The 24,691-nt window shown below is 62.8% G+C and carries 27 protein-coding genes; 11 read left to right on the top strand and 16 right to left on the bottom strand.

Annotated elements, in window-relative coordinates:
• Positions 1–130: 130 nt before the first annotated feature.
• The 4 genes from ABQ137_RS00835 to ABQ137_RS00820 form a co-directional block, all read right to left on the bottom strand.
• The gene (locus tag ABQ137_RS00835; protein ID WP_047126468.1) at positions 131–466 is read right to left on the bottom strand and encodes a thioredoxin family protein; all 336 of its coding nucleotides are present in this window, start codon (positions 464–466) and stop codon (positions 131–133) included.
• Between the two features lie 21 nt (positions 467–487).
• Positions 488–886 carry a host attachment family protein gene (locus tag ABQ137_RS00830; protein ID WP_016902952.1) on the bottom strand — a complete coding sequence of 133 codons (399 nt, stop codon included), beginning with the start codon at positions 884–886 and terminating at the stop codon, positions 488–490.
• Positions 887–986: 100 nt separating this feature from the next.
• On the bottom strand, positions 987–2,123 hold the full coding sequence (locus ABQ137_RS00825) for an alpha/beta hydrolase (RefSeq protein WP_260214081.1): 1,137 nt from the start codon (positions 2,121–2,123) through the stop codon (positions 987–989).
• 281 nt (positions 2,124–2,404) lie between these two features.
• Complete coding sequence (locus ABQ137_RS00820) at positions 2,405–2,860, bottom strand: NUDIX hydrolase (protein ID WP_184380669.1); 456 nt, start codon at positions 2,858–2,860, stop codon at positions 2,405–2,407.
• A gap of 321 nt (positions 2,861–3,181) precedes the next feature.
• Here ABQ137_RS00820 and ABQ137_RS00815 point away from each other — a divergent pair, with 321 nt between their 5' ends.
• The 4 genes from ABQ137_RS00815 to ABQ137_RS00800 all read left to right on the top strand — a co-directional run bounded on the left by ABQ137_RS00815 (position 3,182) and on the right by ABQ137_RS00800 (position 6,875).
• Positions 3,182–3,838 carry an SDR family oxidoreductase gene (locus ABQ137_RS00815; RefSeq protein ID WP_184381371.1) on the top strand — a complete coding sequence of 219 codons (657 nt, stop codon included), beginning with the start codon at positions 3,182–3,184 and terminating at the stop codon, positions 3,836–3,838.
• Positions 3,839–3,948: 110 nt separating this feature from the next.
• The gene (locus ABQ137_RS00810; protein WP_349780956.1) at positions 3,949–5,019 is read left to right on the top strand and encodes a M4 family metallopeptidase; all 1,071 of its coding nucleotides are present in this window, start codon (positions 3,949–3,951) and stop codon (positions 5,017–5,019) included.
• On the top strand, positions 5,016–5,327 hold the full coding sequence (locus ABQ137_RS00805) for a protealysin inhibitor emfourin (RefSeq protein ID WP_026064425.1): 312 nt from the start codon (positions 5,016–5,018) through the stop codon (positions 5,325–5,327). Before ABQ137_RS00810 ends, ABQ137_RS00805 begins: the two co-directional genes overlap by 4 nt.
• 387 nt (positions 5,328–5,714) lie before the next feature.
• A complete protein-coding gene (locus ABQ137_RS00800; protein ID WP_349780955.1) occupies positions 5,715–6,875 on the top strand; it encodes an HDOD domain-containing protein in 1,161 nt (386 codons plus the stop codon).
• Between the two features lie 68 nt (positions 6,876–6,943).
• Here the strand turns inward: ABQ137_RS00800 and ABQ137_RS00795 are convergent, their stop codons facing one another.
• Complete coding sequence (locus tag ABQ137_RS00795) at positions 6,944–9,232, bottom strand: ATP-binding protein (protein ID WP_349780954.1); 2,289 nt, start codon at positions 9,230–9,232, stop codon at positions 6,944–6,946.
• Positions 9,233–9,401: 169 nt separating this feature from the next.
• On the opposite strand from ABQ137_RS00795, the gene ABQ137_RS00790 reads away from it, so the two are divergent.
• A complete protein-coding gene (locus ABQ137_RS00790) occupies positions 9,402–9,581 on the top strand; it encodes a CsbD family protein (protein WP_016902944.1) in 180 nt (59 codons plus the stop codon).
• Positions 9,582–9,848: 267 nt separating this feature from the next.
• On the opposite strand, the gene ABQ137_RS00785 is transcribed toward ABQ137_RS00790, so the two are convergent.
• On the bottom strand, positions 9,849–10,226 hold the full coding sequence (locus ABQ137_RS00785; protein WP_349780953.1) for a winged helix-turn-helix transcriptional regulator: 378 nt from the start codon (positions 10,224–10,226) through the stop codon (positions 9,849–9,851).
• A gap of 92 nt (positions 10,227–10,318) precedes the next feature.
• On the opposite strand from ABQ137_RS00785, the gene ABQ137_RS00780 reads away from it, so the two are divergent.
• Positions 10,319–10,726 carry a DoxX family protein gene (locus tag ABQ137_RS00780; protein WP_102596585.1) on the top strand — a complete coding sequence of 136 codons (408 nt, stop codon included), beginning with the start codon at positions 10,319–10,321 and terminating at the stop codon, positions 10,724–10,726.
• 358 nt (positions 10,727–11,084) lie between these two features.
• Positions 11,085–11,531, top strand: a complete 447-nt coding sequence (locus tag ABQ137_RS00775) for a hypothetical protein (RefSeq protein ID WP_184380659.1) — start codon at positions 11,085–11,087, stop codon at positions 11,529–11,531.
• A gap of 6 nt (positions 11,532–11,537) precedes the next feature.
• On the opposite strand, the gene ABQ137_RS00770 is transcribed toward ABQ137_RS00775, so the two are convergent.
• The 4 genes from ABQ137_RS00770 to ABQ137_RS00755 all read right to left on the bottom strand — a co-directional run bounded on the left by ABQ137_RS00770 (position 11,538) and on the right by ABQ137_RS00755 (position 13,886).
• Positions 11,538–12,077 carry a hypothetical protein gene (locus ABQ137_RS00770; RefSeq protein ID WP_167763428.1) on the bottom strand — a complete coding sequence of 180 codons (540 nt, stop codon included), beginning with the start codon at positions 12,075–12,077 and terminating at the stop codon, positions 11,538–11,540.
• A gap of 144 nt (positions 12,078–12,221) precedes the next feature.
• Entirely contained in the window at positions 12,222–12,557 is a 336-nt protein-coding gene (locus tag ABQ137_RS00765; RefSeq protein ID WP_115510107.1) for a hypothetical protein, read from the bottom strand.
• 177 nt (positions 12,558–12,734) lie between these two features.
• Positions 12,735–13,472 carry an RNA polymerase sigma factor gene (locus ABQ137_RS00760; protein WP_349780952.1) on the bottom strand — a complete coding sequence of 246 codons (738 nt, stop codon included), beginning with the start codon at positions 13,470–13,472 and terminating at the stop codon, positions 12,735–12,737.
• Between the two features lie 60 nt (positions 13,473–13,532).
• A complete protein-coding gene (locus ABQ137_RS00755; protein ID WP_349780951.1) occupies positions 13,533–13,886 on the bottom strand; it encodes a SymE family type I addiction module toxin in 354 nt (117 codons plus the stop codon).
• 610 nt (positions 13,887–14,496) lie between these two features.
• On the opposite strand from ABQ137_RS00755, the gene ABQ137_RS00750 reads away from it, so the two are divergent.
• Positions 14,497–14,712: an XAC0095 family protein gene (locus tag ABQ137_RS00750; protein ID WP_349780950.1), complete on the top strand. Its 216-nt coding sequence runs from the start codon at positions 14,497–14,499 to the stop codon at positions 14,710–14,712.
• A 124-nt stretch (positions 14,713–14,836) separates the two neighbouring features.
• Here the strand turns inward: ABQ137_RS00750 and ABQ137_RS00745 are convergent, their stop codons facing one another.
• The 3 genes from ABQ137_RS00745 to ABQ137_RS00735 all read right to left on the bottom strand — a co-directional run bounded on the left by ABQ137_RS00745 (position 14,837) and on the right by ABQ137_RS00735 (position 19,389).
• Entirely contained in the window at positions 14,837–18,124 is a 3,288-nt protein-coding gene (locus ABQ137_RS00745; RefSeq protein WP_349780949.1) for a DEAD/DEAH box helicase, read from the bottom strand.
• 574 nt (positions 18,125–18,698) lie between these two features.
• The gene (locus ABQ137_RS00740; protein ID WP_181109670.1) at positions 18,699–18,842 is read right to left on the bottom strand and encodes a hypothetical protein; all 144 of its coding nucleotides are present in this window, start codon (positions 18,840–18,842) and stop codon (positions 18,699–18,701) included.
• 199 nt (positions 18,843–19,041) lie between these two features.
• Positions 19,042–19,389: a winged helix-turn-helix transcriptional regulator gene (locus tag ABQ137_RS00735; RefSeq protein WP_349780948.1), complete on the bottom strand. Its 348-nt coding sequence runs from the start codon at positions 19,387–19,389 to the stop codon at positions 19,042–19,044.
• Between the two features lie 86 nt (positions 19,390–19,475).
• Between ABQ137_RS00735 and ABQ137_RS00730 the strand changes: the two genes are divergently transcribed.
• Positions 19,476–19,802 (top strand): nuclear transport factor 2 family protein, encoded by a 327-nt coding sequence (locus ABQ137_RS00730; protein WP_349780947.1) that lies wholly within the window; start codon positions 19,476–19,478, stop codon positions 19,800–19,802.
• Positions 19,803–19,948: 146 nt separating this feature from the next.
• On the opposite strand, the gene ABQ137_RS00725 is transcribed toward ABQ137_RS00730, so the two are convergent.
• Both ABQ137_RS00725 and ABQ137_RS00720 read right to left on the bottom strand, forming a co-directional pair.
• Complete coding sequence (locus tag ABQ137_RS00725) at positions 19,949–20,425, bottom strand: hypothetical protein (RefSeq protein WP_349780946.1); 477 nt, start codon at positions 20,423–20,425, stop codon at positions 19,949–19,951.
• A 134-nt stretch (positions 20,426–20,559) separates the two neighbouring features.
• Complete coding sequence (locus ABQ137_RS00720) at positions 20,560–21,312, bottom strand: SDR family oxidoreductase (protein ID WP_349780945.1); 753 nt, start codon at positions 21,310–21,312, stop codon at positions 20,560–20,562.
• Between the two features lie 140 nt (positions 21,313–21,452).
• Between ABQ137_RS00720 and ABQ137_RS00715 the strand changes: the two genes are divergently transcribed.
• Complete coding sequence (locus ABQ137_RS00715) at positions 21,453–22,346, top strand: LysR family transcriptional regulator (RefSeq protein ID WP_184609645.1); 894 nt, start codon at positions 21,453–21,455, stop codon at positions 22,344–22,346.
• Positions 22,347–22,356: 10 nt separating this feature from the next.
• On the opposite strand, the gene ABQ137_RS00710 is transcribed toward ABQ137_RS00715, so the two are convergent.
• Positions 22,357–23,070 carry a hypothetical protein gene (locus tag ABQ137_RS00710; protein WP_349780944.1) on the bottom strand — a complete coding sequence of 238 codons (714 nt, stop codon included), beginning with the start codon at positions 23,068–23,070 and terminating at the stop codon, positions 22,357–22,359.
• A 456-nt stretch (positions 23,071–23,526) separates the two neighbouring features.
• On the opposite strand from ABQ137_RS00710, the gene ABQ137_RS00705 reads away from it, so the two are divergent.
• A complete protein-coding gene (locus tag ABQ137_RS00705) occupies positions 23,527–24,597 on the top strand; it encodes an ATP-grasp fold amidoligase family protein (protein ID WP_349781486.1) in 1,071 nt (356 codons plus the stop codon).
• Positions 24,598–24,691: the final 94 nt, after the last annotated feature.

Here is a 24,691-nt window from a genome sequence, read left to right as displayed (position 1 = left end):
CGCGATGGCGGCGCATCGCTCAAAAGTGCTTATTTCACGGCATCTGGCGCATTTGGCGCGTACATTGCGCCCTCAGTGCACTGCGCATGTCCTGCCGTAGTGCGCGCCATCGATCAGGCGCTGTGCATGCTTACACCAGCGCCTCACCCAGCTGCGACAGCAGCGGCTGCAGATCCTCGCGCGTCTGCGGGCGCACGGCGCGCGCCACTTCCACACCGTCGCGCAGCAGGATGATGGTCGGCCATAACTTGACGCGGAACGAGCGGCCCAAAGGCCGCCCTTTTCCATCTTCGATCTTGCGGTAGTCGAGCGCCGCCACGCCACCCAGCAGTTTCTGCAGCAGCGGTTGCGCGGCAATGCAGTGGCCGCACCAGTCGGTGCCGAACTCCAGCACCTGCAGACCGGCCTGTGCATCCACCTCACTGCGTTCGGGCGCCTGGGTGGCGTAGTCGCGAACAAACCCCATGGTCTAGCCGCTCCGGTGTGCTTACGACAACGCGCGCTGGATCTCTTCCAGCGGCAGGTTGGTCAGGTCCTTGGCCAGATCGCCGACCAGGCGCTGCTGGGTTTCCTTGTGCAGCAGCGGGCGCACGCGGCCCAGCGTGGTCGGGTCGGCGACCAGCACCAGATGCGTGTACTCGTGCTTCAGCGCGCCATCGTTCAAGGCGTGCGACAGCTGCTTGGCGAAGGTCATTTCATCCATGTCCGCCTCACTGAGATCCTGCGGCGCCTTGCCGGCCGGGCCATCGTCGTCGACGTTCTGCACATCGGTGCGCGCGTGCTGGCGCAGCACCACCTTGGCTTCGTTCCCGGTGTTGGTGAACCAGCGCGCTTCGCCGCCATCGGCCACCACCACCAACGCACCCTGAGGAATTTGCAGACTCATTCGATTCTCCTGATAGAACGGCGCTGCATGTGCAACGCCAGTCGGCCTCAACCTAGGTGAGAGGATGTAAGCGCCGCGCCTAGCCGGTGTCAGCGTGGCGTTAGCGTGGTGCGGCCAGCGGCGGAGGCGGCAGGCCCAGGTGCTTGCTGAAGAAACGCGCGGCTACCCGCAGCGCCTGCTGGCTCTCCGGCAGTGCATTGGTGAGGTGGAAGGCGTGCCCCAAGCCATCCCACACATGCAGGTCCGATTCGCGGCCCAGATCCACCAGGCGCGCATGCGTGTAGGCGGCATTGCTCAGCTCGGCAGCACGCGTGGCGGTCAGAAACAGCGTTGGCGGGAACTGCTGCAGCACCGCATCGGAAAACACCGGCGACACCAGCGGATCGTGGAAGTCCACGTTGTCGCCGTAGTACAGGTCTTCCCAGATCGGCAACGCACCGGCCTTGTCCGGCAACAAGGCATCGTTGACTGCCGCCACCACAATGCGCGAATCGCCGCGGTAGCGCGCATCGCCTGCGGCGCAGAACAGCCCGGCCGCCGCCGGCATCGGCAACTTTTCCTTGGCAAACCACGCCAGCGATTCACCGGTGAGCACGCCGCCGGCCGAACAACCGAACAGGCCGATGCGCTCTGGCGCATAGCTCTTGAGCGCGGCGCGATACACCGCCGCCACATCCTCGCTGGCAGCCGGGAAATGGTGCTCAGGCCCCATGCGGTAATCCACCGCGACCACGGTCATGCCGGTCATCGCCGCCAGCGGAATGGCTTCCATCAAGCCGAACGAGGCCGCGCTGCCCATCACGAAGCTACCGCCATGCAGTTCGATCAACATGCGCTTGGCCTGCTCGGGTGTGCGCGTGCGCGGCTCCACCCGCAGCACCGGCACACCGTTCCAGGTTTCGGGCGTGATCTCCACCGCGTAGCGCGTGCGCAGCTGCGCAATCACGCCTTTGGCCCAACGCTCGGTGTCGGCGCGGATGCTCGGCAATTGCTTGAGCAAGGTGGCGTTGTCGGCCTTGTCCAACGGATCGGCACGGGCCACCCCGGCGGCCATATGCGCACGCGCAGCCGGGCTCAGATATTCCGACACCGGCAGGTCGAACGCAGGCACATGCCGGATGCCATCGGGGGCCGATGCGGCCGCCGGTGGTGCCGGCTCGGCGGCGATTGCGTGCACGCTGCACGCGGTACAGATCAATGTGAGCGCCAGCGTCTTGTTCAACCAATGACGTGTCATGCAGTGCCCTCCCAGGCAAGTCGAACCGCCAAGGATACCGTCAGCGGCCGGCTTGCATCGCGTGCAGACAATGGCGCTGCATGTAACGACGCGATGTAACGAAAATGCTGCAACTACGCACACCACAGCGTGCAATCGGACCATCGCATCAAGCGTGCGCTAGCGTTCTCTATCGCAGGCAGGTGGATGCGTTTGCTTGCATCCGGCGGACATCGACATCGCGATCAACGGCACCGCCACGGCGTGCGCCGGTGCATCGACGCATGCACAAAGCGCTGCGCTCAGGCAGGTGTCGACGCTGCAGTCGGTGGCAGATGCTGCAATGCCTGCAGCGTGGAGGTGGTTAGTGGCGACGGCAGTGCGTCCAGTGCGAACCAGCCGATGTCGGCGATCGCCTCGGGCTCGCGGCGCTCGGCGTGCTCGCTGCCCTGGATCGCGGCCAGATACACCGGCGCAACCCAATGCTGCGGCGGCGTCAGGTCCGGCTCGAAGTAGCTGACGATGCACAGCACGCCTTGCAGTTGCACGTGCAGGCCGGTTTCTTCCAGCACTTCGCGCACCACCGCGTGTTCCACCGTTTCCATCCAGTCCACCTTGCCGCCGGGCAGGCCCCAATGGCCTTGCTCGGGCGCACGCCCGCGCTGCACCAGCAGCAGGCGGCCATCGGCGCGGCGGATAAACGCGCCGCAGCCAACGCGTGGACGTAGGTCGGTATCGATTGAGTTGGACATAGGCATTCCGGACGTTGTGGCGCGTAGTGTCCCAGATGTGCGGCAGGCAGGTGGTGCATCTGCGCCCTGCATGCCGGTGGCGAGGATGCCGGCAAGGCTGCGCGATGCCGCAAGTCGATGCGGTGCCTCGCACGCGCCTGCTCGCGTGATGCGCAGGGCGATCGCCATGGCGCCGCACTACGCAAGCACCCGCTGCATCGAATCCACGCACCTGCAAGTGCATGCGCATACGGAGCGCCTGTCCACGCCATCCACGCTGCCTTAGCGCCAGGTTGGCGAGGATGCGTGCAGCCCGCGCCGTGATGGCGCACCGTCTTGGAGGTTGGAATGTCGCGTATCGTCGTGATCGGTGGCCATGGCAAGGTCGCGCGTCTGCTGACGCCGTTGCTGGTGCGTGGTGGGCACTCGGTCACCGCACTGTTTCGCAATCCTGCACACGCAGACGATGTGATTGCCGACGGCGCCACCCCGCAGGTGTTCGATATCGAACAGGCCGACACCGATGCGATCGCCGAGCAACTGGCCGGCCACGATGCGGTGGTGTGGTCGGCCGGCGCCGGTGGCGGCAATGCGGCGCGCACCTATGCGGTGGACCGCGATGCGGCGATCCGGTCGATGCATGCCGCCGCGCAGGCACGCGTGCGCCGCTACGTGATGGTGTCTTATCTCGGGGCCGGGCTGGAACACGGCGTCGGCCCAGACGATGGCTTCTTCGCCTACGCGCAGGCCAAGGCCGCCGCCGATGCGCAGCTGCGCACCACCCCGCTGGACTGGACCGTGCTGGGGCCGGGGCGGCTCACGCAGGAGCCGCCAAGCGGCCGCATCACCCGCGATCCGGGCAGCGATGCCGATGGCGGCGTGTCGCGCGCCAACGTGGCGCAGGTCATCGCCGCGGCACTGGCCATGCCGGCCACCATCGGCAAGACGGTGGGCTTCATCGACGGGCAGACGCCGATCCAGCAGGCCTTGTCGCAGCTGGAATGAACGCCAGGCCTATCGCGATGCCTGCGCGCGGTGCACCGTGCGCCGGCCTAACGAATTCCTAAAGCCGGCCTCGGCATAGTCGCGGGCGCAGCCCATTGTGGAGGTCGCTTATGTCTGCATTCGTCACGCCACGCCGTGCCGGCATCCTGCCGCCGTACCTGCTGGACCATGTGGCCCAGGCCGCGCCCGAGCGTGCGCGCCAGTGCGCGCTGCTGTCGCGGCAGATCACCGCGCAGCTGCGCCAGCAGCGCGCGCTCGGCCTGCTCGCACGGGCCCAGGCGCTGGCCGCCGATGCTGCCAGCACGCCTACCGTGCAGGCCGTGCAGCGGCAGATCTACGACGCCCAACAAGGCACCGCACTACCCGGCACCCTGGTGCGTGCCGAAGGCGCTGCCGCCACCGACGATGTGGCGGTGACCGAGGCCTACGATTATCTCGGCGCCACGCACGACTTCTTCCAGACGGTGTACGGGCGCAATTCCATCGACGGCGACGGCATGCCGTTGATCGGCACCGTGCATTACGAGCGTGGCTACGACAACGCCTTCTGGAACGGCGAGCAGATGGTGTTCGGCGATGGCGATGGCGAGGTCTTCAACCGCTTCACCATCGCCATCGACGTGGTGGGCCACGAGCTGACCCACGGCGTGACCGAGCGCACCGCCAACCTGATCTACCAGGGCCAGTCCGGTGCCTTGAACGAGTCGCTGTCGGATGTGTTCGGCGTGTTGATCAAGCAGTACTCCTTGCAGCAGCAGGCAAGCGAGGCAGACTGGATCATCGGCGCCGGCTTGTTGATGCCCGGCATCAACGGCGTGGGCCTGCGTTCGATGCGCGCGCCCGGCACGGCGTACGATGACCCGGCCCTGGGCAAGGATCCGCAACCGGCCAGCATGGCCGGCTACGTCGACACACAAGAGGACGATGGCGGCGTGCACTACAACTCCGGCATTCCCAATCACGCGTTCTATCGCGCGGCCGTGGCCATCGGTGGCTACGCCTGGGAGAAGGCCGGGCGCATCTGGTACCGCGCGCTCAGCGGCGGCAACCTGGCCGCCGGTGCGGACTTCGCCACCTTTGCCGCGCTCACCGTCAGCATTGCCGGTGCGGACTACGGCGCCGGCAGTGCCGAGGCAACCGCGGTGCAACAGGCCTGGCGCGACGTGGGCGTGCTGGCATGAGTCCACAGCGTCCACCGGTGGATGCAGGCGTGACCTTGCGGCTGGCACGCGAGGGCGGGGTGGCCGCCTTCCCCGCCATGCGGCGCGAACGCCAGCTGGTGATGGATGACCTGGACGAGGCGCAGCGCCTGCAGCTGCGCACCTTGCTGGACCAGTGCCTGGTGCATGCGCTGCCGCGCCCGCAGGCCGGTGGCGGCGACCGCCGTTATTTCAGCATTGCCTGGGACGGTGCCAGCGAACCGCTGCGCATCCCCGAAGAGCATGCACCGGCCGCGATCGTGCGGCTGTGGAAACAGGGCACGCTGTAGCGCGCCTGTGCCGCAATGCCGCCGCAAGCGATGCCGCGCGCGTGCCCATCGCCATCCACAAACGAAGACACCGCGCAGTGCGCGGTGTCTTGGTATCGAAAGTGGTCCAACTGCGGATGCCTGCACCCTTTAAGCTGCCTAGATGCTCTAGGGCTGCACAGCTGGTGACGCATAGTGCGGCCTGCGGCGTTAGCGCCACGTGCAGCGCAGCGGTCAACTTGAAGACACCCTACTCATCGCTGCAGTGCAGCAGGTCATTGCCGTTGTCCGGGCCTGGCGCGCGCGTGGCGGGCGCCATTGGCATCGCACGCCGCCGCATGCCTGCATTGCCGTCAACACCGGCTTCGCGGATAGTCGCTGCACCGATCGGACGACTCCTGGACCTTTGTGATTGTGTTGCTGCTTGCTGCCGGACTGCTTGCCGGCCTGGGACTCGCCGGCGTCGTCGCCTGGCTGCTGCTGCGCCAGCGCGCGCGCACCACGGCTGCCTCTGCCGCGTCTGCCACCGTCACGCATGCCGCACCAGCGCCGCACGTGCCGCAGCCGGCGGCTGAGCAGGTGCCGGCGCCGCCGCAGGCCCAGGCGCATGCCGCCGCTGCAGCACAGCCCCTGCCGTCCGGGCCGCCACCGATGCAGCCGCTGCTGCGCCGCATGTATGCCGCGGTGATGTCCACCCCGGCGCTGGCCGACGGCCACCTGCCGACCGACCCGGCCCAGGCCGCGGTGCTGGCGGCGGTCGGCGCTGCGCTCGACCACGTGGACCTGCGCCCGCAGCTGTTACCGCGCCGCCCGCAGTTGTTGCCGCAGCTGATGCGCGCGGTCAACGACCCGGATGCTTCCGGTCGCGGCATCGCCGCGATCATCGCGCAGGACCCGGCGCTGGCCGCCAACCTGCTGCGCATCGCCAACAGCGCGCTGTATCGCCCGCAGGGCGGCCCGCTGGAAAGCCTGGAGCGGGCCGTGGTGCATATCGGCACCGAGGGCGTGCGCCAAATCGTCGCCGCCGCGGTGATGCAGCCGGTGCTGAGCCTGGAGGGCGGCCTGTACGCGCGCCTGTCGGCCGCGGTGTGGGACTACGCCCTGCGGACTGCCGCCGCCGCAGCCGCCTACATGCGCGAGCGCGGTGGCGACACCTTGTCGGCGCAGCTGGCCGGCCTGCTGCAAGGCCTGGGCGCGGTGGTGATCCTGCGCGTGCTGCGCGATACCTATGCCGAGCGCCCGAGCCTGCCCTACAGCCTGGAAGTGGCCGCCGCGCTGGTCGAGCGCCACACCGCCGCAGTCGCCAAGACCATTGCCACCACCTGGGACCTGCCCGCCGCGCTGGGCACCGCGCTGGACGAGCAACGCCCCGAGCACGACACCACCCTGCTCACCACCTCACTCGGCATGGCATTGCGTTACGGCCGGCTGGCCGCCGCGCTAGCCATGCTCGCCCGCCACGGCGCCGAGCAGGAGGAGCATGCGCTCAGTGTGCTGTCCACGCTGGAGCCAGACCACGCGGCCAATGCCGCGCTCTGGCAACGGCTGGTCGCCGCCAGCGTGGAGTGAGGCCGGCCCGGTCGCCGCAGGCCGGGCACACGCACCCGCCCTGACAGGCGCATGCGCAGCGCCACCGCTCAGCACTCGCTCGCAATCATCTCCTTGACCCGCGCCGCCAGCAGGCTGACGCTGAACGGCTTGGCCAGCACCGCCATGCCCGGTTCCAGGTGGCGGTCGTTCAACTGCGCGTGTTCGGCAAAGCCGGTGATGAACAACACCTTGAGCCTGGGCCGGCCCACGCGCGCGGCATCGGCCATCTGCCGGCCATTCATGCCGCCGGGCAGGCCCACGTCGCTGATCAGCAGGTCGATGCGAGCCGGCGACTGCAGGATGCCCAGCCCGGTGGCGCTGTCGCCGGCTTCCAGCACGGTGTAGCCCAGCTCTTCCAGCACCTCGGTGAACAGCAGGCGGATGGACGGTTCGTCGTCGACGATCAACACGGTTTCGCCGGCCAGCGAGGGCGCCAGTTCCAGCGTGGCGGCACCGCCATCGCTACTGTCGTCGGCACCGGCATGCTGCGGCAGGTAGATGCACACCGTCGAGCCCTTGCCCACTTCCGAATGGATGCGCACCTGCCCGCCGGATTGCTTGGCAAACCCGTAGATCATCGACAGGCCCAGGCCGGTGCCCTCGCCGATCGGCTTGGTGGTGAAGAACGGATCGAACGCGCGCGCCACCACGTCCGGCGGCATGCCGGTGCCGGTATCGCTCACGCACAGCGACAGGTAGTGGCCTTCCGGCATGCCCAGCTGCTGGCCCATCTCGCGGTCGATCCGGCGGTTGCTGGTCTGCACGCACAGGCGCCCGCCGTCGGGCATCGCATCGCGCGCGTTGATGCACAGGTTGAGCAGCGCGTTCTCCAGCTGCGGCGCATCCACCAGGGCCAGCCACAGCTCGGCCGCGGCAAGGTTTTCCACGCAGATCCCCGGGCCCACCGTGCGCTGGATCAGCTCCAGCATGTCCACCACCAGCCGGTTGACGTTGGTCGGCTTGGGCAACAGCGTCTGCCGCCGCGCGAATGCCAGCAGCCGGTGGGTCAGCGCGGCCGCGCGCGTGGTGGCGCCCTGCGCGGTGGCCACGTAACGCTCCAGGTCGCGGAAGCGGCCTTGTTCGATGCGCAGGCTCATCAGCTCCAGCGCGCCGGAAATGCCCGCCAGCAGGTTGTTGAAGTCGTGCGCCAACCCGCCGGTGAGCTGCCCCACCGCTTCCATCTTCTGCGATTGGCGCAGCGCTTCTTCCACCGTCATCAGCTCGCGCGTGCGCTCGGTGACCCGCTGCTCCAGCGTGTCGCTCAGCTCGCGCAGTGCCGCCAGCGCGCGGTCGCGCTCTTCCGACAGCGCGTGGCGCGCCTCAATGTCCAGCAGCACACCGGGAAAGCGCAGCGGCGTGCCATCGGCGCCCTTTTCGACCCGGCCATTGGCTTCCAGCCAGTAGTACTTTCCGTCGCGCCGCTTGACCCGGTACTGGTGCGCGTAGGCACCGCCACGGGCGAGCGCTTCGCCAATCGCCACGCGCAGCCCCTCGCGGTCGTCCGGGTGCACGGTCTGGATCACCTGCTCCAGCGACAGGCCGGTGCGGCTGGTGGACGGATCGAAGCCGAAGTTCTGCGCAAACGCCTCGTCCACCGAAAACGCGTCGGTGGGCAGGTCCCAGATCCAGGTACCGATGATCGCCCCGGCCGCCAGCGCCAGCTGCACGCGCTCGGCGTTGCGGCGCGCCACGGTTTCCGCCTCCAGCGCGCGATCGCGCTCGCTGGTGCGGTTGACCACCTCGTGCACCAGGTGGGTGTTCTCGTTGCTCAACATCGCGTGCTGGATGTCGCGGTTGCGCTCGGCCGCCACCTGCGCGGTGGTTTCGATGGCGATATTCATCAGCCCCACGATGCTGCCGTCTTCGCCGCGGATCGGCGAGGCGGTGGCATTCCAGTAGGTCATCTCGCTGACGCCGTTGCGCAGCATCGGCAAGGTAATCACTTCCTGCCCGAAGCCTTCACCGGTCTGCATCACCCGGGCGAAGGCCTGCGCGATCGGCGCGTAGGTTTCCTTCCACACCTCGGTCACCGGCTGGCCCAGCGCCTGCGGATGACGGTCGCCCATCGATTGCACGTACACGTCGTTGTAGAGCAGGCGCAGCTCCGGCCCCCACAGTACTGCACCGAGCAGGGTGGAGTTGAGCACCACCGACAACGACGAGCGCAGCGACTGCGGCCAGGTCTCCGGTGCGCCCAGCGGCGTGGCGGCCCAATCGTGAGCGCGCATCAACGCGCCCATCTCGCCGCCCCCCGCAAGAAACTCCAGGCCGGCGGACTCGGTGGCGGGGCGCTGTGTGCTCACGTGACGGCATTGCCTGGCGGAAAGTGCGCGCATTGTGGCACGCAGCGACCTCAGCAAGCCGTGCAGACACGCGCGTGCCCCGCGGTGGCGCCGCGCGCGGCAGTTGGGCGTGCTGACGCGGGGATGACGGCATGCCCACGTCGCACTCACGTCCTGCGGGTACAGACTGGGCTGCAACATCCCCAACCGTATGAGGCACCCCGTGGACAAGAACCGTATCGAAGGTACCGCCAAGCAGGTCAAGGGTTCCATCAAGGAAACCGTTGGCCGTGTCACCGGCGACAAGAGCACCGAGCTGGAAGGCGCTGCCGAAAAGAATGTCGGCAAGGTGCAGAACAAGGCTGGCCAGGTCGCCGACAAAGTGCGCGACGCCGCCAAGTAACGCTGGCAAGTCAGCACTATAGGCAGGCATTACGCCCGCCGCGCTGAAGCAGTGGATCGGCCGTCAGGCGTCACGCATGACGACGTAGACGATGGATTCCACTTCGGCGAGAGATCGCACCGACGCCCCGACATGATCGGGGCGTTGGCGTTTTGGGCTTTGGAAATGGTGTTTGATTTACCAGGCTGACGGTCAGGATTGTTTGCACGTCGCCGCAACAATGATCAAGCCACGTGCACGCGCACAACGCACTCCCTGGGCTGCGTCCTAAACGCGGGGCTTGCGCCCGCGTGCAGCGGGCCGCTTCGCAACGCTTTTGCCATGTTGCTGCCACCACGCGGTCAGCGCTTCCATCGTTGGGCCCAGTCCGCGCGCCTTTGGCGTGATGGTGTATTCCACGCGCGGTGGCACCTGCGCAAACACGGTGCGCGTGATCAGGCCATCTGCTTCCAGCTCGCGCAATTGCGCCGTGAGCATGTGCTGGGTAACACCGGGGATGGCCTTGCGCAGCTCGCCAAAGCGATACACGCGCTGATTGAGCAGCCACATGATTTCCAGCTTCCATTTGCCAGACAGCAACGCAAATGCACGGCGCATCTGTTCGTGCATGTTGCGCTCGCCGTCCTCAATGGTCTGCTTTTTCATACTAGGCCCTGGTGATTCATCCTACTTTTCAATCGATATCTTAGGCGACATTCTGATGGCCGGTTGCATTTAAATATTGACTGGCAAACACCATGAGCATTTCTATTTACTGGATCAGTACCGCATTGCTGTGCCTGTTGTACCTGGCTTCTGCCGGCATGTATCTGGCCAAGGGCGAGTTCGTGCGCAAGGCGCAAGCCGAGCTGGGGTATTCGGCACCGTTGCTGGTGCCCTGGATGATCGTCATCAAGATCCTGGGCCCGGTGGCGATTGTGTGGCGCTTCAACACCGCGTTGAGCGATCTGGCCTACGCCGGCATGTTCTACCACCTGCTGTTGTCGGGCATGGCGCACCTGGGTGTGCGCAAGCCCAAGGGCGCGGTACCGGCCGCGTTGGGGCTGCTCTTCCTGCTCGCTTCGTTCGGTACGCAAAACGCCGCGCGCCAGCCGCCCTCGCCCTATGCACCAACTGCAGCGGCCATCCACGCAACGCTGCAGTAACGCGACACAGGGTGGACGCTGCCAGCTGGGCGGCTGTACCGCACCAACTCCCGGTCAGCACCCTCACCCGCAAGCTAGTTCCAGATCGCTGGGTACGCGTCTTCAATGCATCGGTGAGGCCATCGATTTGCTCGGCACCGGCAGGCACGGCAAGGCGCGAAGCATGGGGTGGCTCTGCCCGATAGCTGAGCCCCCTGCGCGCTGCTACGCGTCTGCGGTCATATGTTCCGAAATGGAACCCTCCTCCCGCATCCCGCTGGGTGGTGCAGCGACAGTTCCCCCGGCTCGGCACCAAGCGGGCTGAACCACCCGCGTGCGCGGCGCGTAGTCTAGGATCGGTGCGTACAGGGGGAACACCATGGACAGGATCATCACCGCGCGCCGTGTCGCGCTGGCACTAACAACGCTGTGCTTGCTTGCGTGCGCACAAGGCTTGTCGGCGCAGAGCATGCGCTCGGCCACAGGTAAGGCGAACAGCAAGTACATCCCGCCAACACGGCAGCCGTACAACTCCATGGCGCGCGACACCACGCCCTTCAATTGCGAGCAATACCGTGCGCACCCGCACCCGGGCATGGTGCGTTACTGCCAGGGCATCGAGAACATGATGCTGCGTAATGAGGCGCGCAGCCAGGGGCGCCCCGCTCCTTCCGATTCCATCATTGCGCTGCCGGGGCTGGGGACTGCAGAGGCCAAACAGCTGGGCTATGCGTGTGTGGGCGGGCAGGCGATGAAGCGGCTGCGCAATGGATGGGAGCAGGTGTCGGCCGCTGCGGGTGGATGGCAGCGGTGTCAGGGTGGGTAAGTAAGCCTACGCTGCGCTGGCTCTAAACGAGGCTAATAGACGCCAATAAATGGCGGCACTGATCAACAAGGAAATCCCCACCGCTAGCAGCGGAGCGAAACGAAGTGGCGCACGGTTGAAGCTTGGCCACGAGAATGCCCGCTTGGTCAGCAAGAGCGGATATCCCAGTACAAAGGCGAACAGGATCGGATTCCAACTGAATCCGGCGCCATGTGGTACGCCATTGAAGACTACCTCAAGGCCAACATAGAGCATGTAGGCAGCAAGGCCGATGAGTATCGCAGCATGGACTTTGAGGGTGGTGCCAAGCTTTTCCCGGCGAATGAACGCAAGCACCGAGAATGCCAAGGCAATGATCACAGCGGGTACAGAGACATAGGCAATGGCAACGCGTTGCGCCATCTCGGGCACCTTGCCGGTGCTAACCAGCAGCAAGGCACCCCCATGCGCGAGGAGTACGAACGCACACAATGCAGAGTTTATGCAGAGCATCGCAAAGGAACTGATGCGGTCCAGCCCATCCATCAATGAGTCAATAACTTTCACGGCTACCTGATTAGTTGTGCAGTGACGCGAAGCGGCTATTTTCGACTAGCTCGTTCAACATGCTAGTCCACGAGGTTGAACCTGGCTCGTGCCCACCTGGCAGGTTAAGCCTAGGCAAGAAGCGGACTTGGCTTGGGTGAAGTGTCACGGCGCGGCATCGGATTGATTGACTTTTTTGGGCTTAAGCTCGTCCAGCCGGGCGCGTAAACTTTGGCGATCGAGATGACCACGAACCAGGGGCCACTGTCTCGCCCAGCAGGCAGCGTAGCCTACCCATGCGCCAACAAGGCCCAAGGATAGAGAACCTAGTGCAAGAGCAACTGGATGGACTGTGTAGCCCTGAGCAATTTGAAAGACAAGCATAATAAACGCTACAAAAGCCAGATTGAGCAACACTAACGGCCAGCGTGTTGCAAGCAGCCGGGGATTCGGACGATCCATGCGTGCTAGAAGTGCTGATAAGAATTTGCGCTCATCCATAATATGTCTCTTGAACCCTAACTGCTGTTGCGCTGGTTGGAATGCGGCCTAGCATAGGCCGCACTTAGTCATCGATCGCTGTCAGTTTCTTTCACTGCGCCACTTTCCGATCCTGCAAAAAGATTGGGGGTCAAAGCGGAACTCGCTGCCGACGCCGACCTGTGCAGTGCCCCAATATTACTCGCCCACCGCCGCGCGGCAGGCGGCCAGGGCGCGGCTGATGTGTTTCTCCACCATCTTGACCGAGATGCCCATGACGGCGGCGACTTCCGGGTAGGTGAGGCCGTCGAAGCGATTGAGCATGAAGGCCTGGCGGCATTTGGGCGGCAGCGCGGGCAGCGTGTGGGTGTGCAGGTACTGCAGGGTGCGGCGGGCGTCCACCAGCTGGTCCACCGCCGTGCCGGCGGCGGCGAGCGGTTCGCTGCCCTCCAGCGGCACGTGGCGGGAGGCGTGCCTGCGGTGGCGCGTGCGCCAATGCTCCAGCACCACGTTGTGGGCGATGCGGTACAGCAGCAGCTTGTAGCTGTGGATGTCTGGCGTGTCGCGGTAGGCCAGCAGGCGCAGCAGCGCTTCCTGGGCGAGGTCAGCGGCGGTGTGCGGGTCGCGCAGGCGCCGCCGCATGTAGGTGAGCAGCTCCGCCTGCAGCTGCACCACGGCCTGGTCGAAGCGTTCCCTGGCTGGCGCGCGCTCCTCGCGCACCTGCCAGCGCGTGGTGAAGCGGCCAAGCGCGTAGATGCCCGCCATGGGCGCGCGAGCCGGCAGCTCGCGCACGGCGTAGGCGCAGCGGTGGCGCCACGGGCGGCTGCCGTAGCGCTCAACCGGCACCGCGCTTGCGGCGTACGCGCGCGCCGCGACCGTCTTGCCGATAACACCGTGGCGGTCTGCACGCGACGCGCCGGTCATGCCCTCACTCATCATGCGACGTCTCCAGCAACGGGCCGGGCACATGCGGTGCGCGCATGCGCTGCGGCGTGATCAGTGTCGGTCTACAACGCTGATGACCAGTTCGCCATCGCGCTGGCGGATGTGCAGCTTGCTGCCGATGGCAAAGCCCAATTGTTCCAGCCAGCGGCCGCGCAGGCGCAGGGTGGGAATGCGCTGGTGACTGTCGGGATAGTACCCATAGCCGACGGTGCACTGCTGCGGCGCACGCGGGCGGCCGGGCCGCCGCGGTGTGCGGGGTTCGGCGCGAGGTTCGGGGATGGGCGTGCGCTCGAGGTAGCGCCGCGGCTGGATCGAGGGATCCAGCGAACGCCAGACGACTTCGGTAGGCGGTGGTACCGTGGCGCGCTTGCGCGATGGCTTGGGACTGGACGTGGACCGACGCATGGCAAAGCCCTCCTTGACGAACAAGCCCCGTCGCACGACGCGACGGGATGTCGGGAGGCTAGAAACCATAGACAGACTTCAGAATTGTTTTCCCAAACATCTTTGCATTAGCTGCACTCCGACATAGGCATCGCGTCGGCTGCACTCGTACAAAAAGTCCAGGCACAAAAAACCCACCGGTTTGACGGAGGTGGGTACCGCTGTCTGAGGAGTTTCTAGGCTCCTTGCAGCCGAGATTGCTACCTGTTTGGGGATGTGTCAACTGATAACTGGTGCGTCATTGCCGTCGCACGTCCATTCGAAAAATTACGTGCAAAGCCGCACATGTGGGCGCCGGACATCGCTTCAACTTGACCCAACTCACCGCCACACGCACACTTCCGCTCGGAGCCTAGAAACTCCACACAGACAGCGGCACCCACCTCCGAAAACTTGGTGGGTTTTTTGTGCTCGGCCATCTGGCCTGGCACTGCTCGGCGTTCTTGCGCCGGGAGGGCGGCGAATACAACACCCGCAAGGGGAATAAGCCCGCCGGCTGTCTGCGGTTTCTAGCCTCCCGGCATCCCGCTGCGTTGTGCAGCGGGAGCTGCCTCACGGCAAGGAGAGCGGCATGCACGACGAACCCGGTTACTGGATGTCCGAAGGCACGCAATACCACCTGCTCCGCGTACGCGACCAACTGCGCCTGCTCGCTACCTTGGCTACACCGCGCGCGCGCGACGAAGGCGCCATGGGCATGCCGGCCATTCCACTCCAGCAATGGGCGCACTGCCTGCAACACCTGGCCGAGCAGGTGGACGATGTACTCGAAGACTTGAATGGCTGAACGTAGTTGCTTTACTCCAGTGTCGGGAGGTTTTGGTACAAATCCCTTGTAATGCTCATAACCCTTGGGACTGAACAGGTAGCGATTGGTCTGGTCCGTTTAAAAATCGTCAGCTTTCACTTCTTCAGCGGCTTCCAATTACTCCGAGGCGACGCCCCGTAAATTCAAGAACAAAATTATCTGCCGCACCCAATATCGATGAGAGATCAGGCGTAAGAGCCTTGGCAGACAGCCCAGGCTGAACAATATATACATTTAAATTCATTCGGTAATTTGATGCGGTCTTCTGAAGAGAAATAATTTCTGACTCGCTACCTTTTTCGAATCGTGATGGACGCCCACCAAGCTTTTTTTCGCGCCGCAGGATATGCCCAATCAAGTCCTCTGGCCTGTTAACCATACGGCAGCTCTTTATCGCTTGCCCACAGACTTCATAGAGGTCAGCCACTCTACTGCCTGGTGCAGAACCATGAGAATACTTACAATGGTAAAAAGAAACATTGAGAACTTTCGCCGATTGATCCACTTCGATCGCGATTATGTCAGCAACCTCACCGCTATCGTCATCGTCAATGACATAATTACTTGATCCATTAATCAGCATGGATATTATAAATCCTTGCACCGAATTTGCTCTTGCAACTCCGGCCTTCCACTTTGACTCTGTAACTATATTAGTTTTCCCCCAGGCCAAAACCTGCATAGAGGCGGAACTATAAGTGTAGATAGGCGAAGATGAATATCTATAATGATATTTTCCTATTAATTCAGATCCGTCAACTAGTATGAAAGAAGGAGGATTTTTGGATAGATATTCTTGAAGAGAAACTTCTTGGCCGTCATCCAGAATATACAAATCCGGGCCCGATACGCGAGAAATCTTAAATCCATTTGCCCAAGTAATTTTGAAGACGGCGCTGCCCCGCCCGTCAGATGAGACCTCAAAATTTAGTGAAGTTTTATCTGCTGATTTAAAATTGAAATCTAAGAAAGATTGAGTAACAGTCGAGGTCGAGCCAGTATATCTAATGTGTTTTTCGCCGTGATAGCTACCAGGCAATAGTTCGTCTGGTGGAATACAAGAAAAAACTCTCACTTGAGGCGGCGAATTAATCTCAACTGGAATTAGAGTAAAGGATAGGAAACTATTTGTCGCTATGCTAGCGTCAAACACTTTGGTTGTTACCTTTTTTGCCCAGGATATCCAAGCAGGGATAGATGCCGACGTCATTGACCAGACGCTGCCTTTGAACGAAGCACCGATAGTCTCTTTTACACCATCGTCGTAACCTGCGGCAAAAAGATTAGATTTTGAGCTCCCCACCTGAACAGCCTGCGAAACATGTTCGCCCACGTCTATTCCCGCGGTCATTTGAAATCGCACTTGTCCGCGTTTGTAAAGACCTACGTTATGAAGAATTGCCCGTCTGAGCCCGTCAAAAACCCTGAACATTTTTTCGCCGTCAATCTGAAACGCATCTTTTCCACCAACGGCTCGTACAAGACGAAGATTGCTACTAGCTCCTAAAGTACTATTCACCATTAGAATGTGACGATTCGAGTCGTAAGCAGCGATAAATAGGTTCCAGCTAAATCCCAGAGCCTCTTTACTCTTTGACCAGTCTGGTGATGAAAAATCCCTAGTGATCGCAATTACTATTTCACGATCTTGATCGACCCAACTCTGATGTAATATTGAGTTCCTTCCAACGCCTTTGATTAGTGAACCTGGTTCAAACTTCCCGACCTGATACAAAAGTAATGATAATCCAGGAGAAAGAAGAGATACCTCAAAAAACTTATCGTCGGGTGCAACCACTTGCCTAAGATTTTTGGCTAGATCTTGGAGCTCTATATCCGCATCGATTGCGCTCGCACTGAGCTGTGGAACAAGCTCATTCCAGTCCGCGTCTTCCGCAAATAAATCTGAGACGGCCGTACCCGCCATAGGCGCACTCATATTTATTACTACAGTTGCAGACCCGACTCCATCCGCAGCGCGGGTAAACCTACCGATGAACTGAAGGGTGACTGGTAGACTTTTATGTAGCTCGTGCATGGCAGCGATTTTTAACGCCGACAAGTCAAACCCTTCACCGAGCATATCCACACATACCACTACTCTGCTTTCCAAATTTCTTAGGGCCGATATTGCCTTATTTTTTTTTGCATCACTTAACCCCGTATATAAAAGAACGGGCGACAAATCGGGCGCAATAGAATTGTAAATTTCAAAAATTCTATCGGCGTGCTCGATAGACTTGGATCGCGCAAGAATAATGTGTTTGAACCCGTTCTGCTGATCTTTCCGCAAAGTACTTACAGCTGCATTAGCTATGTCTATATCCGCAATTTCAGATGCAGACTGGTCAACTCTCAGAACATCTATTTTTGTAAAATATCCATACTGCTGGGCAATTCTAAGGGGGAATTGATAAATAAGCTCGCCAGAAAGTCGTTTCCCATCGTTCCTATATGGAGTGGCAGTTAGAGATAGCACTTTTGTTGTGTCCGCAATCGCCTTGCTAATTCTTGTCCAAGAAGGAGCTGGCAGGTGATGCGCCTCATCAAAAGCGATAAAATCGAATATTCCCAAAAAATCGCCCAATAGTGATGAACTAATATTTAGCAACATTTGCGTGGTTGTGATGACGACGTTGGCCCGCATAAGCGGCTCAAAGTCGTCTCTACCTTTAGGTTTCTTCTTAAAAACTCCAACGACAGGGTTTAAACAACTTTCTGATATAGATCCAACATCCTCTAATATTCCCAAACTTATGAACTTATTTTTTATTTGTGTGCGCAGAGCATCACTAGGCACTAGCACAAGCGTTCGTTTTGCGGATGCGAGCAAAGCGGCTGCGATGATTACATCTGTCTTCCCAGTTCCTGTCGGCAAAACTACAAGTGCATGATTTTTCTTTACGCTCCAGTGTGCTGCGATTGCGTGAAGTGCACCAGCTTGGGCAATCCGAAGACCTTTTCTTACTACGTCGCCTTGGTTATTTCTTAATTCTTCTTTCAAGACTGGGTACCCGCACCAGGACTCTGCCACCTTCTCCCTTCTGTTTCCGGTGACCAAGGCGTCTTTGTGTGGATGCTGTTTCCATTCTGCAGATTTCCCGAGATCCAAGACCCCATTTTCGATTGCTGCTAAAGGTGCGTGAAGCGCTCTTTCGAATGTACCCACTTTATAATTTCGTTCAAAACAGATGGCTACTTTCACGCCATCAATTTCTATAACTGCGCTGGTCACCTTTCCCGCACGTTCCCCCAGGGTTGTCAGGGTCGCGCTTCCTTCAACTTCTTTTTCAACACAGACGACGATTTCAACTGAATCGGTATTCTCAGAAAATTTGGCGGCTGGTATTTTAGTTTTTATGCTGTGTACTGCGTCATCCGAGGCAATCATCCCATTTCCTTATTCTGATAGCTGATGCCGCCTTCGACTCAACCCATTTTTTTTTACGCTGCGAAGCCTTGGTAGAAGAGGGTGTGCTCACCAGTAGTATCAACGGGCGCAAAAGCTGGTAGCAGAGCTCATGTGGTGCGAGTATCGAGTAGTTGCACTGCTGATAGCCGCCGACAAGCGGAGCAAACATGGTCAGCAAACACATGCACGCCATCATCCATGCGATGCGAGCGATTCACTAATATTTGATTGAGTTCTTGTTCGATTGGGCCGCTGGTGAGGCAGCGGCATAGCGCGCCCATACAGATGGCGAATAAAGCGCCAACCTCCACAGCGAACCCAAGCGGCCATGGTAATGGCCGCACAGCTGTAAACTCGGTACTTCCCCATCTGCTTTCCATGCATGAAACCCCCGTTCCAGCCTGTACCCTATCGTTAAGTAGTGGTTTTGTCAGCGGGGTACCGGACATTTTGTCTCAGCGGTGTCATCCGCTGTGATTGCACGCACTAAATTGCATGACTAGAGACGCCCACCGTTGTGCGAACGCCTCTACTCATTTACTGCAGCGCTCGCTTACTTCTTTTTGCTTTTCTTGTCCGGTGCTTGACTCAAAGCGGACGCGGCCGCTGTTTTTGAATCCTTGCCGGTACTGCCGCTACGCAAGACCTTGCTTGCGGCCTTGGCCGCTTTGGGGCCGGTTTTCTCGTTGGTCGCCATGCGTGTGACCTCCTCGCCACCGAATGGTGACGTGGCGAAACTAGGCCGATTATGTTGGCCGCACAAGTCTGGTTGCAGCGCGCGAGACGGCAGATACCGCAAGACCGCCGGTGTGTTAGCTGGGCAAGTTATCTGGCGACATGCGTGGCGCTAGTGCCTGATGTTTTAAGGCCGGCGTGCACAGCAGTGCGCCAAGCGTTTACTGCGACGACGTGTCGGGCAACGGCTGCCGCGCCTGGCCCCAGGTGAGCATTGCGTCCAGCGCGGGGCACAGGGCCTGGCCCCATGCCGTCAGGCGGTAATCCACCTGCGGCGGTACCTGCGCGTAGACGGTGCGCAGCACCAGGCCGTCGCGTTCTAGCTGGCGCAGCTGTTGGGCCAGCATCTTTTGCGAGATGGCGGGAATCAGCCGCTCCAGGTCCGAGTAGCGCTGCACCTTGCCGTCGAACAGGTGAAACAGCAGCAGCAGTTTCCAGCGGCCTTCGATGAGTTTGAGCAGGGCTTCGACATCGCACGCGGCGGTGTCCGGGGTATGCGGCTTTCCCATGGGTGCGTGACTTACCTTTGCGTGCGTTCTTGCGGCAGGCGATGCCGCTGCCGATCATGGCATACCGTTTCCACCGGACCGCCACCATGTCGCTTGCCCTGCCCGCCGCCATTGCCTGCTTTTTTACCGCCAGCAACGCCGGCGATGCCGCCGTGCTGCTGCCGCACCTGGCCGACGATGCGGTGGTGCACGACGAGCACCGCCAGCACCGTGGCGCTGCCGCCATTGCGGCCTGGCTGGCACAGACGCAGGCCGCCACGCCGTATCGTGCGGTGCCGGTTGGCGTGCACACCCAGGGCGAGCAGGTGAGTGTCACCGCGCAGGTGTCTGGCGATTTCCCGCAGAGCCCGCTGCAGCTGGAGCATGTGTTCCAGCTGGTGGGCGGCAAGATTGCGGCGTTGCGGATTCAGTGACGCGGCATGCCGGCGTGTTGCGCCGGTAGCACGTGCCCGGATGCGGACCTTCCACAGCCGCATGACGCAACCGCACGCGCGGCTAGTGAGCGGTTGCTTGGTATCTCGAATGCGCGTTGCGCCTCTGAGCAAAATGTAGGGTGGTGCTAGTCGCCTTCTGCCTGAAGTCGAAACACCCTGCCGCCCTGTTCCGTCTCTTCGCCAAAGGTGACTGTGATCGTCGCGCCTGCGTTGATGGCCTCATGACGAAAGGACAGCTCGGCGTGATGCAGTCTCAGGCTGCTATCAAATGTGGTGCCGCTCGCTAGGCAGGCCACCGAGTCCATTACCGTGGCGTCTGCAAGCTCTGTTTGCCCATGCTGCATCAGGTAGGCGCAGACGGCCTGCGCGGCAGGGTCGCCACCGTGCTCACACCGTTTGGCGGAAAGCGCCTGCTCTTGCGCATGCTTGAAGTTGGTTCCCCATGAGGTGTGGAACGCAAAACTACGCACCTGGCCCGGCTGTACTGCACCGACAAAGGCGCGCAAGACCTCGCATAACTCAGCGGCAGGGGCTGCATGGGCGGTTGCCACCGCCGTTAGCAGGATCGCGGGGACAGCGGCATAGACGAATAAAGCGCGCACGTGTCATCCGCTGAAGAGGGCGTGCGCATTATTGAGTCGCGGCACTTGCGCCGCAACGTGGACCCACACTGCAGCGCTCGGTGTCGCGCTTGAGGTGTGGGGTGGCCGTTCGCCTGCTACTGCCTTCGAAACACTCAGCCGTTGAGCGTGCGGCCGCCGTCGACGATGAGTTCCGAGCCCACCGTCCAGCGGGATTCGTCCGAGGCCAGGTACAGCACGGCCTTGGCTACTTCGTCCGGGGTGCCGAAGCGGCCGAGCGGGATGGTGGCGGCGATGTCCTGGTTGACCTGGTCGCGGTACGCGGCGGGGATGCCGAGCTTGTCGTACAGCGGGGTTTCCACCGGGCCGGGGCTGACCGCGTTGAGGCGGATGCCGCGCGCCAGCAGTTCGCTGGACAGGGTCTTGGTCATGCTCAGGAACGCCGCCTTGGTGGCCGCATACACCGATGAGCGGGCCGCGCCCACATGCGCATTGATGGAGGTGTTGAGCACCACCGCGGCGGGGTTGGCGAACACCGGCAGCAGCGCCTGCATGAGGAAGTACGGGCCTTTGACGTTGATGGCGAAGGAGGCGTCGAAGGCCTGCTCGGTCCAGTCTTCGATCGCTGCCCATACCGACACGCCCGCATTGAGGAAGGCGATGTCGAGCTGGCCGTAGTGCGCCTGCACCGCCTGCGCCAGCTGCTGCTGCGCGGCGACGCTGGCCGAATCGGCCCGCAGCACCAGCACCTCGGCGCCCAGCGCGGCCTTGGCGTTGGCGATGGACTCGGGATTGTTGCCGGTGACGATGACGCGGGCGCCTTCGGCCAGGAACTGGCGGGCGGTTTCCAGGCCAATACCGCTGGTGCCGCCGGTGATGAGGGTGCGTTTGCCTGCTAGACGGGACATGGGGTGCTCCTGGGAGGGTGGCAGGCCCGCCGCATGTGGCCGGCCTTCGATGGGGTGCAGCGTGCGCCCATGCCGAATGTGGCGGAAGACCGCGCGGGCACATACCATTCATGCGGTATGCGCATGAATGAGGATGGGCGATGGACCGGTTTCTGCTGATGACCTGCTTTGCGCGTGCGGTGGAAACCGGCAGCTTTTCAGCGGCCGGGCGCGACCTGGGCCTGGGCCAGCCCAATGTCAGCCGCCACGTGGCGGCGCTGGAAGAGCACCTGCACACCCGGCTGCTCAACCGCTCCACCCGCAAGCTGGTGCTGACGCCGGAGGGCGAGCGCTACTACGCGGAGGTGCGCCGCATCCTGGATGCAGTAGGCGAGTCGGAGATGGCGCTGCACGACAACGTGCAACCGTCCGGCTTGCTACGGGTGGCCTGCCCCACGGCGTTGTCGCACCACTATGTGATGCCGCTGGTGCCGGAATTTTTGCGGCGCTTTCCGGGCCTGGAGCTGGATCTGCAGATCAACGACCGCTTCGTCAATCTGCTCGACGAGGGCGCGGAGCTCGCCATCCGCATTGGCCACCTGGAAAACAGCGCGCTGCGCGCACGGCGGATCGGCACGTTCAAGCGCGTGTGCGTGGCAAGCAACGCCTATCTTGCCGAGCGTGGCGTGCCCCGCGTGCCCGACGACCTGCGCCAGCACGATTGCGTGCTGTACACCCTGCTGGCCTCCGGGGCGACGTGGCGTTTCAAGGATGTGGAGGTGCCGGTGTCCGGCCGGATCCGGGTCAATTCGCCGGAAGCCGCGCGCGAGTCGGTGAGCGCGGGCCTGGGCATCGGGCAGGGGCCGGAGTGGTTGTTCGAGCAGGGGCTCAAGGCCGGGCAGCTGCAGATCGTGCTGGGCGCCTTCTCCGCACCTGCGGTGCCCATGCACATCCTGTATGCGGCCAACCGGCTGGTGCCGAAGCGGGCGATCGTGTTTATGGATTTTATTGCCGAGGCGTTTGCCAAGATTCCGCAACTGAATGTGGGAGGCTGATCGCCCGGCGTTATTCCAGCGGCCGTGGCGAGGGGCGCTGGTACTTGGAAAACGTCTTGTGCAGTGACGCGGCGCGCTCGTCGGCAACGACGTTTTCAACACTGCTCAGGCCACGCGATGCGATGACGGCCGAGGCTTTTGCATCGCCCAACAGGTAGGCCAGGCGCAGGTAGGCCAGGCTGTCGACCAGGTTCTTGTTTGCGGTGTCGCTGACGTATACGTCCGACAGCCCGTAGTACGCGTACAGGTTCCCCGCCACCGCGGCCCGCCGCAGGATGTCGATGCCCTGATAGAAACGGCCCGCCAGTGCGGTCTTTTTGCCGTAGATCACCGTTGCGGGCTGGTTGCCTGCCTGCGACTCGGCCTTGAGCTGATCCAGCGTCAGGGTTTCCAAGCGGGCCAGTTCGTGCTCCGTCGGGTAGCCGTGGCGCAGCAGCCACTGCGCCTCTGCATCGGAGTTGGCGATCAACGGCCCACCGGCCGGGCAGGCATTGGGGCCCTGCGGGCAGAGATAGCGCCTTGCCTGCTGGCTGACCGAAGGCGGCCTGCTATTGGTCGCCTGGGCGGGCGGCAGTGCGGCGACGTTGCCATCTGCGGTGGCGGGGCTGGCTGCTGCCTGCGCCGATGTGGGCGCCTTATCGGCTTGTGCGGGCTGGTCTGTGTCTGCGCAGGCGGCAAGCGCAAGGCACAGCGCTGCCAGGGACAGGAGTTTGGTGACGTGCATGGGCCATCCGTTGCAGGCTGCAGTGCCGGTGCGTGATGTTGCGCGATGCCGGCCTGCGATGCGACTGCCTCCCCTTGCCGGCCGCGCCGGCATTTGCTCCCACGCACTGCCGCCCAGGTGGCGGGGCATGCGTGCGCCATTGCGCGCCTGCCCCGCAGCCCGGGCCTGCGCACCCGGCGCGGCGTTGTGCCGGTTGCTGGTGCCGCACGCGCCAGGCGGCCGGTCGCAGGCCCTGGCCTGCGCAGGTTTGCGCGGCGCACAAAAGCGGGCGCTAGCGCGGGCCCGGGCGCCGGCCTTTATGCCCAAAGCGACGCGATCTTTGCGCAATCGGGTCGCTTAAGACGATTCGCAACCCTGGTCTGCGTCTTTCCGTATACCGTGACACACATCACACTCAAATGTGATGCAAGTCTCACTTCACTACGGACGAGGGATCTGGCGATGGCCGACAACGGGATGGGGCTGCAGGCGCAGCCGCTGGGCGCGCACGGTGGGGCAGGTCAGCCGTGGGCTGCGCTACTGCCGGTGTTGACGACGTCTCCGGGCGACGGCCGCGCCACGCCCACGGGCACCGACGTGGCCGGCCTCAAGCGCCTGCTGCGCAAGGGCGCGCGCGGCCTGCTGCGCACCCTGCCCTGGCGGCACCAGGACCGGCTGTACTACCTGCACACCTTCGGCCGGCTGCCGGATCTGTACGCGCCCAAGTGCTTCAACGAGAAGATCCTCTACCGCAAGTGCGTGCACGGCGATTACCCGCTGTACCGGCGGCTGGCGGACAAGTTTGCGGTGCGCCCGTATGTGGCGGCCAGGATCGGCGAGGCGCACCTGATCCCGCTGCTGCTGGACAGCACCGACCCGCAGGAGCTGCTGCGCCTGCCGCAGTGGCGGCAGACCGTGATCAAGGCCAACCATGGCGCGGCGATGGTGGAGGTGGTGCGCGATGAGCCCGATGCGCAGCAGAAGCGCCGCATCATCGAGCGCTGCGGCCAATGGCTGCGCACCGACTTCTCCGACAAGGTGCGCGAGATCCATTACCGCGATATTCCGCCGCGCATTCTGGTGGAGCAGTACATCGGCGATGCGCAGCAGGTGCCGGTGGACTACAAGTTCCACATGTTCCGGCAGGTGGACGGCAGTTTTCAGTACGTGCTGCAGGTGATCTACGGGCGCTTCGACACGCCGAAGTTGGGCATGACCTTCTTTGTGGGCAACCTGCACGAGGCCTTTCACCGCATCCGCGACGACGGGCGCGCACCGCCCTGCGCGCCGGCGCTGCTGGAACAGGCGCTGGAGCTGAGCAAGCTGCTGGCAAGCGACTTCGATTACGTACGCGTGGACTGGTACATCCAGCACGGGCAGGTCTATTTCGGCGAGCTGACCTTTACCCCGGGTGCGGGGCTGGTCACCGGCCTGGACCGCGGGCTGGACCGGATGATGGGCGACATGTGGGTGCAGCGGCGTGCGCCGGTGGAGGCGGCGTTTCCCACGCGGGGTTTGGGCGCCAGCGCGCGGGTGCCGGTGCGGTGAGAGCGTTCGCCCGCCTGTTCGAAAGACCGGCAACTGACAGCGTGGCCTGAGCGCAGCACGCCTGCGGCCGCCATGGCTTGCTGCATGCGCGGCG

The organism is Xanthomonas sp. WHRI 8393, assembly GCF_040203315.1.
GTDB classification, from domain to species: domain Bacteria; phylum Pseudomonadota; class Gammaproteobacteria; order Xanthomonadales; family Xanthomonadaceae; genus Xanthomonas; species Xanthomonas arboricola.
The sequence above is the reverse complement of the archived record's forward strand: the minus strand, read 5'-3'. Positions and strand labels throughout refer to the sequence as shown.